11 protein-coding genes are annotated in these 12679 nt (G+C 41.9%); 4 read left to right on the forward strand and 7 right to left on the reverse strand.

What is annotated here, in order from left to right:
* Positions 1 to 8: 8 nt before the first annotated feature.
* Entirely contained in the window at positions 9 to 1175 is a 1167-nt protein-coding gene (gene carA / locus AC5JQI_RS15935; RefSeq protein ID WP_493912868.1) for a glutamine-hydrolyzing carbamoyl-phosphate synthase small subunit, read from the reverse strand.
* A 436-nt stretch (positions 1176 to 1611) separates the two neighbouring features.
* A complete protein-coding gene (gene dapB / locus AC5JQI_RS15940) occupies positions 1612 to 2433 on the reverse strand; it encodes a 4-hydroxy-tetrahydrodipicolinate reductase (protein WP_493912869.1) in 822 nt (273 codons plus the stop codon).
* Between the two features lie 442 nt (positions 2434 to 2875).
* On the opposite strand from dapB, the gene AC5JQI_RS15945 reads away from it, so the two are divergent.
* The 4 genes from AC5JQI_RS15945 to AC5JQI_RS15960 all read left to right on the forward strand — a co-directional run bounded on the left by AC5JQI_RS15945 (position 2876) and on the right by AC5JQI_RS15960 (position 6082).
* Positions 2876 to 3721: an AraC family transcriptional regulator gene (locus AC5JQI_RS15945; RefSeq protein WP_493912870.1), complete on the forward strand. Its 846-nt coding sequence runs from the start codon at positions 2876 to 2878 to the stop codon at positions 3719 to 3721.
* A gap of 221 nt (positions 3722 to 3942) precedes the next feature.
* Positions 3943 to 4596: an AzlC family ABC transporter permease gene (locus tag AC5JQI_RS15950; RefSeq protein WP_493914714.1), complete on the forward strand. Its 654-nt coding sequence runs from the start codon at positions 3943 to 3945 to the stop codon at positions 4594 to 4596.
* A 57-nt stretch (positions 4597 to 4653) separates the two neighbouring features.
* Positions 4654 to 4911: an AzlD domain-containing protein gene (locus AC5JQI_RS15955; RefSeq protein WP_493914715.1), complete on the forward strand. Its 258-nt coding sequence runs from the start codon at positions 4654 to 4656 to the stop codon at positions 4909 to 4911.
* A gap of 13 nt (positions 4912 to 4924) precedes the next feature.
* Positions 4925 to 6082 carry a hypothetical protein gene (locus AC5JQI_RS15960; RefSeq protein ID WP_493912871.1) on the forward strand — a complete coding sequence of 386 codons (1158 nt, stop codon included), beginning with the start codon at positions 4925 to 4927 and terminating at the stop codon, positions 6080 to 6082.
* Positions 6083 to 6477: 395 nt separating this feature from the next.
* Here AC5JQI_RS15960 and ispH read toward each other — a convergent pair whose 3' ends face one another.
* The 5 genes from ispH to ribF all read right to left on the reverse strand — a co-directional run bounded on the left by ispH (position 6478) and on the right by ribF (position 12529).
* Entirely contained in the window at positions 6478 to 7431 is a 954-nt protein-coding gene (gene ispH, locus AC5JQI_RS15965; protein ID WP_493912872.1) for a 4-hydroxy-3-methylbut-2-enyl diphosphate reductase, read from the reverse strand.
* Positions 7412 to 7882 carry an FKBP-type peptidyl-prolyl cis-trans isomerase gene (fkpB, locus tag AC5JQI_RS15970; protein ID WP_237385349.1) on the reverse strand — a complete coding sequence of 157 codons (471 nt, stop codon included), beginning with the start codon at positions 7880 to 7882 and terminating at the stop codon, positions 7412 to 7414. The genes ispH and fkpB overlap by 20 nt, the downstream gene beginning before the upstream one ends.
* A 290-nt stretch (positions 7883 to 8172) precedes the next feature.
* Positions 8173 to 8679: a signal peptidase II gene (gene lspA / locus AC5JQI_RS15975; protein WP_237385348.1), complete on the reverse strand. Its 507-nt coding sequence runs from the start codon at positions 8677 to 8679 to the stop codon at positions 8173 to 8175.
* A complete protein-coding gene (ileS, locus tag AC5JQI_RS15980; protein ID WP_493912873.1) occupies positions 8679 to 11492 on the reverse strand; it encodes an isoleucine--tRNA ligase in 2814 nt (937 codons plus the stop codon). Before ileS ends, lspA begins: the two co-directional genes overlap by 1 nt.
* Positions 11493 to 11584: 92 nt before the next feature.
* The gene (gene ribF / locus AC5JQI_RS15985; RefSeq protein ID WP_493912874.1) at positions 11585 to 12529 is read right to left on the reverse strand and encodes a bifunctional riboflavin kinase/FAD synthetase; all 945 of its coding nucleotides are present in this window, start codon (positions 12527 to 12529) and stop codon (positions 11585 to 11587) included.
* Positions 12530 to 12679: the final 150 nt, after the last annotated feature.

The following is a 12679-nucleotide window of genomic DNA, read 5'->3' on the forward strand; positions in this document are numbered from 1 at the left end:
TCTCCTGATTATTTAGTGTTCTGGGCGTTGGTCTGGCAATATTGTTCAATTAATTCGATAAAGTGATCGAACAATGAGGCAGTTTCATGTGGGCCTGGGCTGGCTTCAGGGTGCCCCTGAAAACTGAATGCAGGTTTGTCGGTGCGATGAATGCCTTGCAATGTGCCGTCGAAGAGTGATTTATGCGTTACGCGCAGGTTGGCTGGCAGTGAGCCTTCATCAACCGCGAAACCGTGGTTCTGTGCGGTGATCATCACAACATTGCGATCCAGATCTTTAACCGGATGGTTACCACCGTGATGACCAAATTTCATTTTCACGGTTTTTGCGCCACTGGCCAGTGCCAACAATTGATGGCCCAGGCAGATACCAAATACAGGAATGTCGGTAGTCAGGAAGGTTTTGATTGCTTCTATGGCATAGTCACATGGTTCTGGGTCACCAGGGCCGTTGGACAGGAAAATGCCATCTGGCGCCATTTTCAGTACTTCATCTGCGGAAGTTTTTGCCGGTACAACGGTAACGCGGCAGCCACGATCTACCAGCATACGCAGGATGTTACGTTTAACACCAAAATCATAGGCTACAATATGGTAAGGCAGTTCTTGTTCTTTGCGAGCTTCCGGCAGCCCATCTGTCAATGTCCAGCTTTCCTGTATCCACTGGTAAGCTTGCGCCACTGTGACTTCTTTCGCGAGATCCATGCCCTTCAAGCCCGGGAATGATTTTGCTTTTTCCAATGCAACTTCAACTTGGGCACCTGCTTCATTACCTGCGATGATACAGCCATTCTGCGTGCCTTTTTCTCTTAACAAGCGGGTCAGCTTGCGTGTATCGATATCAGCGATGGCAACAATATTGTGACGTTTCAGATAATCAGACAGGTTTTCTTCACTGCGGAAGTTGCTGGCCACTAAAGGTAAATCACGAATAACGAGGCCTTGGGCTTGGATGGTGGGAGATTCTTCATCAGCAGCATTGATGCCGACATTACCAATATGGGGATAAGTAAGAGTAACAATTTGGCGGGAATAGGAAGGGTCGGTAAGTATTTCTTGATATCCGGTCATTGAGGTATTGAAGACCACTTCTCCAACAGCCACACCTTCTGCACCGATGGCGCGACCGTGAAATTGGGTTCCATCTTCCAGAACCAATATAGCTGACTTAATCAAAACGCCCTCCAGAATGAATAATCAGTCGTACATATTGCATATTAATTCATGATTAATGTTTAAAATCAATATTAATCGTGATTTTTGTTAAAATTTTGGCAAATTGCGCGCATTCTAATGATGAGAGGTGGAATTGTCTACAAAAAATGGCATTTTCATTGACTTTTTTATAGCGCTCAGTCCCAAATCAAGCAAATGCAGCTGAAAAGAATAAGGAAAGTAGGCATAAATAATCGATTAATATGAAAGAAAATTTTAAAATTAAAAAAATGTGCTTTTTTTCTAACTTATCGAAAATAAGTCAACAAAAAGACACCCCGCCCCTATAGAAAAAGGCATTAACTTTGATTTTTAAATAAAATCACTCCTAAGCCATTTAATTGCAGTTTTATTGTTTTAATTAACTGCATTTACAATGGCTTATATATTTTATTTATCAAATATCATCAAGCTTTAGAACATCTTTCATATTATAAAGCCCATTATTTCTATCCGTTAACCACATTGAAGCCTTAACAGCTCCATTAGCAAAGGTCATTCGGCTGGAAGCCCTGTGGCTAATTTCTATGCGCTCACCAATATCTGCAAAGATCGCTGTATGTTCTCCAACAATATCTCCGGCTCGTATGGTGGCAAATCCGATGCTTTTCGGATCACGTTCCCCGGTATGGCCTTCGCGGGCATAGACTGCACAGGTTTTGAGATCACGGCCCAGCGCATTAGCGATGGACTCACCCATTGCAAGGGCGGTTCCTGATGGTGCATCAACTTTATGGCGATGGTGGGCTTCAATGATTTCAATATCAGTATACTCTCCCATCACGGTGGCAGCTTTTTCCAGTAATTTTAGTACCAGATTGACCCCGACACTAAAATTCGCGGCAAAAACAATGGAAATTTCACGGGAAGCGTCTTCAATAGCCTGTTTGCCGGCCTCATCAAAACCTGTCGTACCAATGACCATTGATTTGCGGTATTGTCGGCAAATAGCGAGATAAGTTAATGTACCTTCTGGACGGGTAAAATCGATCAATACATCAAAATGTTCGATAACATGGTGTAAGTCATCATTGATAATTATCCCGTTTTTACCGATACCCGCCAGTTCTCCGGCATCAGTTCCCACCAATGAAGAACCGGGACGTTCCAATGCTGCACCAAGTGTAACGCCATCCAATTGCTGGACAGCCTGAATAAGATTGCGTCCCATGCGCCCACTCGCGCCGACAATAGCAATGCGAATATCTGTATCAGCCATAAGGCCCTCTCTGTAAATCGTTTTTAACTGAGGTAACAAAGAAAATTGCTTTACAGCTTAACTGTCAGGAGATGGCTGCACCAGTCTTATAGTCAGACAATTAGAAAAACAGGGATCAGGCAGGAAATTATAAAAAGGACTAAACAGCTAAGTGTTCTAACTATGTGACCAGAGTGAGTGAACGCAACCAACAAAGCAGCAACTTGAAAGATGACGGGTATATCAGATTTGATAGTGCAATATTATTATATGTATCGTTAAATTTCAGAGTTTGACAATAAATTATAAAACACATTTACTTCAATTTGAGTAGCAATTTTATACAAAAATAGGTAACTGTTTTGTCAAGTTCCTTTCAGTATAAGAATAGGTTTCAATTTATAATTATACCCAATGGATTTTGAGCGGTGATCTGAAAGACGAAGGCTATAGGTGATTATTTATGGCTAAGCAGGAAAATATAAAAGAAAGTACCCATTTCTTTCATCTGAAAGAATTTAATGGATTGGAGATGCTTAGGGCAAAATACCATAATAAAGTGTTTTCCCGCCATGTGCACGAAGCTTTTTGTATCGGTGTTATAGAAGAAGGAGCCCAGCGTTTCCACCGTACAGGAATAGAGTATATTGCACCTAAAGGCGATATTATTCTGATCAACGCAGATGAAATCCATACAGGATCTTCTGCTGTACAAACGGGATGGTCATATCAGGCAATATACCCATCACCTGAATTACTGCGTTCGTTGTCACGGGATTTTAAATACTCAAGTGGCTCAATCCCTTGGTTTCCTTCTGCTGTTGTACACGATCCCGGTTTATCCGAGCAGTTGCGTATGACGTTTAATCTCTTGGTTCAGAATGGCAATACTTTGCTCAAAGAAACTATGCTGCTTTCTTCACTTGCCTGGTTAATCATGCGATATGGTCAGACATATATTACTGGGCCGGAATTATCGGATGCAGAAAAACAGATATTCGTGATCAAAGAATATATTAATGCTTATGCAGAAAATGATATATCTCTCAATCAATTAGCGGAAATGGCACAATTGAGTCCATGGCATTTTTTGCGGCAATTCAAGAAAATCATAGGAGTAACCCCACATGTTTACCTGATCTTAGCTCGTTTACGCATGGCGCGAAGGTTATTGATTGAAGGTAATTCCATATTGAATGTTGCCATCCACTGTGGTTTTTCAGATCAAAGCCATTTTAACCGCCATTTTAAAAATGCAATGGGTATTACTCCCGGTATGTTTGTACGTTCCTTGCAAAAATCTTATTAACTTCTTTAAAACATTTTCTCTCTAAATAATTTTATCAGTGCATTAACAAATTATTTAATCGCAATTTTATTCAATATTCCGGCTTTAACTATTTGTAAGCTGATTTTCTAATGACTAGCTTTCAACTTATTGATGTAGATTACGTTATGGAAAAATCATTCTCCGATTCGAATATTGATATTCAGTCGAAAGCTTCTCCCTGGAGGGGATTTTGGTCAGGCATGTATAATATGTTGCCGCTTTGCTTATCAGTTATCCCTTGGGGGATATTGGTGGGTTCTGTTGCTGTACAATCTGGCCTGACTTTAGGTCAAAGTATTAGTATGTCAGCTATTTTATTTGCAGGGGCGGCACAGTTAGTGGCTTTGGGGTTATTGTCATCAGGTGCGAGTATATTTACCATTATTATTTCTGTCTTCTTTATTACAGCTCAGCATTTTCTATATGGCTTGACATTGCGTGAATATGTTTCGGTGTTAAAAGCTCGTTATCGGTTACCAATCGGCTTTTTACTAACAGACGAGTTGTTTGCCCTTAGTAGTGCCCAGAAAAATAAACAGACTTTAACGCCCGGTTATATGATTGGTGCTGGTTTATGTTTTTATTTGTGTTGGAATCTGTTTAGTTTGTTGGGGATTTTTATGGCTTCCTCTATCCCTGATCTTGCAAAATATCATCTGGATTTTTCTATTGTTGCTACTTTTATCACTATTGTTGTACCTATGATTAAAAAGCTTAGCGTGATTTTAGGGGTTTGTTTTTCTTTGTTTTTATCTATGTTGTTATCTTACTTACATGTTGAGGGGGCAATTATTATTGCAGGTGTGAGTGGCATGTTCTTTTCTGTATTTATTGCTAGATTGGCGAAGGAATAAATAATGAGCTGGACATTGATTTTTACTTTAGCCGGTATTATTTTTTAAAATAGATATATTTTTTTAGAACCTAAAATGCCAATAAAGTTACCAAGAATATTAAATGAGTCACTTAAATATTCCGCACCGTGCTTACTTATTGCAATATGTGGCCCCATTATATTAATGGAACATGGAGAATTAAGAGAGTTACCCAATAATCCGTATCTATGGGGAGCGTTGCTGACGACTATATTTGCTTTTTTTATTCGTAATATTGTTGTTTGCGTTATTGTTAGTCTGATCGCGTTTTATATTTTATCCGTTATCTTATAGATAGGAGAGAATTATGAAAACAGGAAACGAAGTTTATAAGGAGTCTACTGATATTCGAAATACTTATAGAATCTTACCTTTTCAAGGCGCATGGACTTGGCTGACGGGAAAAGATATTCCTGATAGGAAGCCATTATGGAAATCAAGTTCTATTGAAATGATTTTCTGGTCACTTAGCTGGATTGTTGTTGGTACATTACTTATCCACTGGTCGCTTACCAGCGAAATGTCACTGTTTTTTACTATTGTTATCTATGCCATAGGTGTTTTATTTTCTGCTTCAGGTGCTAGATATGTTGTTGCCACAATTATTCATCAAGGTGTACATGGCAATTTACTATCAATTCAAACAGGTAATAAAATACTATGTGAAATTTTTTCAACAATATTGATTACCCAACCTTATGATTCATATCGTAAATTTCATATCTATGAGCATCATGGCAAAGATTTTTCAACAATAGAGGATAAAGATCTCGCTGCAATATATAAATTAGGCTTTATCCCTGGAAAGTCTAAAAACCGGCTTTATCTGAATTTACTTTTAACTTTACTTAGCCCATATTTTCATTTGTCATATTTTATCGGTAGAATTAAATCAAATTTAGTAGGCGTTCCAAAATATAGATTTATTATGACAATCATTCAACTCATGGTATTAGGTTATCTAATTTGGTATTTAGGTATCGTTTCTTTTCTTCTCATGATCGTTGTTCCTTATGTCATAGTTTACCAAATAGCATCATTATTACATTTAATAACAGAGCATGTCTGGCTATTACGTAAAGAAAAAGAAACTATTCGTGATAGTCATATCAATAATTCTCTAGGTCGTTTCTGTGGTTCACCTTGCCCCAAGAGTTTTGCCTTAAAATATTGGTCTCAGTGGGTAGTTTGGTCTATCGCACACTTATTCTATCATCTGCCTATTAGAATGCTGGTAGTACAAGGGTCACTCGTATGCCATGACTGGCATCATCGAGTAAGTAGTGTGAAAGACTGGTATAATTATGCGGCATTAAGGGAAGCTAATGCTGAAAAATTAGCGGAAGAAGGTATTTATGATTACACCGAATTTTGGGGTTTTCATAATTGTTTGGATTATGTATTAACAATGATAAATCAGGCTGAATTAGTAGAGATTAGTGATTTAAAATATAGACTTAATTAAATAAAACATCATTAATTAGTATTGTAAGAAATAATTAACGTTAATTTATTAACAACAATAATTTATTATTAATAAGGGTTTGTATCTAATGGATAAATCGTTAGGTCTATCATTAGTAGATTAGATTATTATGATAGACCTATTTGATATTTCATTGACGGAGTTATTTCAAAATCTATTGGGAAATTAGTTATTCTTGCCTATCTATTCTTCTGCCTCTGGCAATTCGCATGAACATCTTTTAGGTATTACTTTATTTGAAACGGCTTTTTGTCGGAAAATTATATCGGAATCGATTACTGACAACTGTAACTATCAACCGAAAATTTCCAACTCGAAAAAGCCGAGTTGGAGTTTACATATGCTGAAATTATTGCCCTCAAGCGAATCCAGTGTTAATTTACTTCTTTCACTTCAACACGCAATTCTTTTGGTACTTCGAAGACAATATTTTCTTCACGGCCACTTAGTTCGTTAACTGTTTCTGCGCCAAGAATTTTCAGGCGATCAACCACTTGTTGCACCAAAATATCAGGCGCAGATGCGCCCGCTGTGACACCGACTGCACTCACACCTTTGACCCACTCTTCTTGTATATCATCGGCAGAATCAATCAAATAAGCAGGTTTTCCCATACGTTGTGCAAGTTCGGCCAAGCGATTTGAGTTTGATGAATTTTTGGATCCAACGACTAAAACCACATCAGCGCCATCAGCCAAATCACGCACTGCTTCCTGACGATTGGTTGTGGCATAACAGATGTCATCTTTGCGTGGGCCGACAATATTCGGGAAACGGGCATTGAGTGCATCAATCACTTCTGAAGTGTCGTCAACAGAAAGCGTGGTTTGTGTCATAAAGCAGAGGTTATTTTCATCTTTGACTTGCAGTTTCCACACATCTTCCGGTGATTCCACCAGATACATGCCACCTTCAGGGTTATTGTATTGGCCCATGGTGCCTTCCACTTCCGGGTGACCTGCATGTCCAATTAGAATCGCTTCTTTACCTTTGCGGCTCGCCCTTGCAACTTCCATATGAACTTTAGTTACCAACGGACAGGTCGCATCAAACAGCATGGTGAGCTCACGGGAGCGGGCTTCTGCGCGAATAGCCTGAGAAACGCCGTGTGCAGAGAAAATCAGAATGGCACCATCAGGCACTTCTGAAATTTCTTCAATGAAGATAGCCCCACGCTTTCTTAGATTATCGACGACATAACGGTTATGTACGACTTCATGGCGAACATAAATCGGGGCACCGTATAGTTCCAGCGCCCGTTCTACAATGCTGATGGCACGATCAACACCAGCACAAAAACCACGAGGGTTAGCCAGCAATATTTGCATGGGTTTCCTCCCACTGAGGGTCAATTTCCAACACTTCAATTTCAAAAGTGATGTTTTGTTCAGCCAGTGGATGATTAAAATCAACAGTAATAGAACCTTCAGCCACTTCTTTGATAAATCCCGGCATTTCACTGCCGTTCATGGCTGTAAATAACATAATGGTTCCTGCTTCCGGGATACCGGAGTCAGCAAAATCACGTGGAGTGAAGTACTGTACTAAGTCAGGGTTGTGTTTACCGAAAACGGTTTCCCCCGCCAGCGTGAATTGATGTTTATCACCAACTTTCAGACCAAGAAGCTGCTGTTCCAGAGGGGCAGAGAGGCTACCATCACCAAGACGGAATAATGCTGGCTTGCCTTGACTGTAAGTCGAGTCTGCCGTTGAGCCATCATCCAGCTTTAATGTGAAGTGTAATAAAACCGCACTGTGCATTTGCACCTGCATTGACATGTTGCTCAAACCTTCTACTGTAAATGATTGCAAGTATACCAACATTGGGTATATACCCGTCGTCTTTCAAGTTGCAGCTTTGTTGGCTGCGCTCACTCATCCCAGTCACATAGTTAGCTATGCTCCTGGGATTCATTCCCTTGCCGTCGCGCTGCATCTTGAAATCCATTGGGTATAGATGAAATTACCAGCCCCAATTTTATTAACCGGAGCTGATTTATTATCATTTTCAATGACTATATTTTTTTCAATGACTATGTTTTCTTCAATGACTATGTTTTCTTCAATGGCTAAGTTTTCGATACTGATTTTTTGTCATCTGGGCTGATAAAGCTCTCGATGATAATGAGAGCAGCCCCGATACAGATTGCAGAATCGGCGATATTAAAAGTAGGCCAGTGCCATTCCCCAACATAAAAATCGATGAAATCGATAACAAAGCCATGTACCAGACGATCAAACAAATTCCCCAATGCCCCACCAATCACTAAGGCGTAGGCGATATTGCTCAGTTTTTGCTTAGCACTGGAACGATACATCATCACCAGAAGCACAACGGTGATGGATATTGCCACCAAAGCAAAGAACCAGCGTTGCCAGCCACCTTTGTCTGCCAGAAAGCTGAAAGCCGCGCCAAAATTCTGGGCATACATCAGATTGAAAGAAGGTATCAACGGGATAGATTCATACAACGAGAAATACTGCAACACGAAGTGTTTGCTTCCCAAATCCAATATCAATACCACAACAACCAGCCAAAGCCAGCGGAGTCCAGTGGAGCAAATGGGTTTATTCATCAGGCAAATTTACGCTCTTCACCGTTGCCGGCAACGTTAGTCACACAGCGGCCACAAAGTTCTGCATGTTCCGCCACCACTCCCACATTTGTAGCATAGTGCCAGCAACGTGGGCATTTCTCACCGACAGCTTTGCGGAAAGCTACTTTTAGACCAGCCAGTTCGCTTTGTTGTGCGGTGTCTCCGGCTGTAGTGTAAGCAGCAACTTCAGCTTGAGAAGTCAGTAGTACAAAACGCAATTCGTCGGACAGTTTGTTGAGTTTTTCTGCCAGCGCTTCATCTGCATAGAGTGTGATAGCCGCTTCCAGTGAACTGCGGATATGTTTATCAGCACGAGCCTGTTCCAGAACTTTGTTGACTTCACCACGTACTGCCAACAGATCTGCCCAGAAAGCATCGTTCATATCTTCGCCGTCAGCCAGACCAAACAGCCCTTCATACCACTCTTCGGTAAAGACATATTGAGCACGTTCGCCCGGCAATTCATTCCAGATTTCGTCAGCAGTGAAGGAGAGGATTGGTGCCATCCAGCGAACCAGTGCTTCTGCAATATGGAATAATGCGGTCTGACAGCTACGGCGGGCAAGGCTATCACCTTTCGCGGTGTACTGGCGATCTTTGATGATATCCAAATAGAATGAACCCATTTCCACGGAGCAGAACTGCATCAAACGCTGAACCACAGAGTGGAAATCATATTCATCATAGTATTTGAGGATATCAGCCTGTGCTGCTTGAGCACGGCCTACTGCCCAGCGATCCAGAACAACCATCTCTTCTGTTTTCACCATGTGTTGCTCCGGATTGAAGCCATTCAGGTTTGCCAGCAGGAAGCGAGAGGTGTTGCGGATACGGCGGTAAGCATCAGCGGAACGTTTCAGTATTTCATCAGAAACCGCGATCTCACCAGTATAATCAGTAGATGCTACCCATAAGCGCAGGATATCCGCACCCAGTTTGTTCATTACATCTTGTGGGCTGACGGTATTACCGATGGATTTGGACATTTTGCGTCCTTGCTCATCAACGGTGAATCCATGAGTCAGCACTTGACGATAAGGTGCTTTGCCTTTGATAGCAGTAGACAGCATCAGTGAGGACATGAACCAGCCACGGTGCTGGTCAGAACCTTCCATATAAAGGTCAGCGGACTTGCCGTTGAATTCTGGACGCGCATCCACAACGGAGGAGTGGGTACTTCCTGAATCAAACCAGACATCCAGCGTATCTGGGGCTTTAGTGTAATCGGCTGCTTCATCACCCAATAGTTCTGCTGCGTCCAGATCCCACCATGCCTGAATACCATCCACTTCAATCCGTTTGGCAACTTCTTCGATCAATTCAACAGTGCGCGGATGTGGTTCTTGTGTCTCTTTATGAACGAACAGGGACATCGGTACACCCCATGTACGCTGACGAGAGATACACCAGTCCGGACGGTTTTCGACCATTGATTCAATACGTGCTTGCCCCCAGCCCGGAATCCACTGTACACCTTTGATTTCTTTCATTGACTGGGTACGCAGACCGTTCTGATCCATGCTGATAAACCATTGTGGTGTTGCACGGAAGATGATCGGCTTTTTATGGCGCCAGCAGCAAGGGTAGCTGTGCTGAATTTTTTTCAGGCTCAGTAGGGCGCCTTTTTCTTTCAGCAGTTCAACGATGATATCGTTCGCTTTGAAAACAAACATGCCATCCAGTGACGGATATGTGCCAGAAATATAGCAACCATTCGGGCCAACCGGATTAGCGATTTCAAGATCATATTTCAGGCTGATGGAATAGTCATCAGGGCCATGGCCGCCAGCGGTATGCACTGCACCGGTACCTGCTTCCAGTGTAACGTGATCACCGAGGATAGCAGGAACATCGTAGTCCATAAATGGGTGCTTAAAGCGCATCAGTTCCAGATCAGCACCTGTACAATCGCTGACAACTTCCCATGAAGTAATACCTGCCCGTTGCATAACCTGTTCGACCAGTTCAGCCGCCAGAATCAGGCATTCGTTATCAATTTTAACTAATTGGTAGGTGATTTCGGAATTTAATGAAATTGCACGGTTTGCTGGCAATGTCCACGGCGTGGTTGTCCAGATAACCAGAGAAACTGGCAGACCTTGTGGTTTTACACCAAATTTGGCGTATACGGCATCAGCATCAACGGCAGGGAAACTGACATCAATGGAAGGGGAGGTCTTATCGTAGTATTCCACTTCGGCTTCAGCGAGGGAAGAGCCGCAGTCAGTACACCAATGAACAGGTTTTACGCCTTTCAGCAAATGACCATTTTTGATGATACGACCCAATGCACGAATGATGTCTGCTTCAGTTTTGAAATCCATAGTCAGGTAAGGTTTATCCCAGTCGCCCAGAACGCCCAGACGTTTGAAGTCCGTTTTCTGTGCTTCAACCTGAGTCATGGCATATTTACGGCACTCAGCCCGGAATTCAGCGGCGGAAAATTTTTCCCCTGGCTTACCGATGATTTGCTCAACCTTGAGCTCAATTGGCAAACCATGGCAGTCCCAACCTGGAATATAAGGCGAATCAAAACCTGATAATCCTTTGGATTTAATAACAATATCTTTGAGAATTTTATTAACTGAGTGACCAATATGAATATTGCCATTTGCATAAGGAGGGCCGTCATGCAAAATAAACGTTTTCTTACCAGATTTTGCTTTTCTGATTGCCTGATACAAACCTTCTTTGTACCAACGTTTCAACATATCTGGTTCGCGCTTGGCTAAATCCCCACGCATGGGGAACCCTGTTTCCGGTAAATTCAGGGTGTCTTTATAGTCACTCATTATTGATTCTCAGCTCCAATTTTCCGCTATATCCCTTGTCTTTCATATTGCTGCCTTTATTTTGTTGGCTGCAATTTGAAATTCATTGGGTATCAGGTATATGACTCGGATCGCTGCAAGAGATAATCCCTTGCGGCAACCACATCATTTGCGATTTGCTGTTTTAGCGCATCAAGCGACGCAAACCGCTGTTCATCACGCAATTTTTTACGTAATACCACATCAATATGATGCCCATACAAATCCATTTGGGTATCAATCAAATGCACTTCAAGCTGCTGGCTTTGGCCGGCAACTGTAGGACGATTGCCTATATTTGCAACACCCGGCAAAGGGGTATCGCCCAATCCGTGGACTTCTACAGCATAAACGCCCTTAACTGGTGCCACTAAACGTTTTAATGGCAGGTTGGCTGTGGGAAACCCGATGGTACGTCCCAATTTATTACCATGAACGACTCTGCCACTTATGCTGTAAGGATGTCCCAGTAATGTTTCAGCCAATGCCAGATCATTACTTTGCAGTGCCTGACGAATGGCTGTACTGCTGATCCTAAGGCCACTGTCACAAAAACTATCTGTGCTGGCGACATCAAACTTGTATTGTTTACCTGCCTGCTGCAAATAATGGAAATCTCCGAGGCGATTCTTGCCAAAGCGGAAATCATCACCTATTGCCAGAAACTTAACACCCAGTTTTTCAACGAGCAACTTTGAAACAAAAGATTCCGGTGAGTTGGATGCAAAATACTTGTCAAATTTTACGCATAACAGATAATCAACGCCATTTTGGGCCAGATATTTTATTTTATCTCTCAGCCTCGTCAGGCGGGCTGGTGCTTTATCTGCCGCAAAAACTTCCAGAGGCTGCGGTTCGAAAATCATGACCATCGTCGGTAATCCGAGACGCTGCCCTTCTTGCTTCAAGTGTTTTAATAAAGCCTGATGCCCTCGATGGACACCATCAAAATTACCAATCGTCAGCACGCAACCATGGTGACGCGACTGGATATTGTGTATACCGCGAATTAGCTCCATAGCTGGCTCAATACCGTGGAAATTGCCGGATTATACCTTGTACAAAGCGCAAGGTTAACCCACGATCACAAAGGGTTTTAATTAATAACCTGATTCATACAATAAAAATAGGCCAGATGCCCGAAAAATATTTAATTTATCTCATTTCTC

The sequence above is a fragment of the Xenorhabdus sp. XBWT genome, assembly GCF_059072735.1.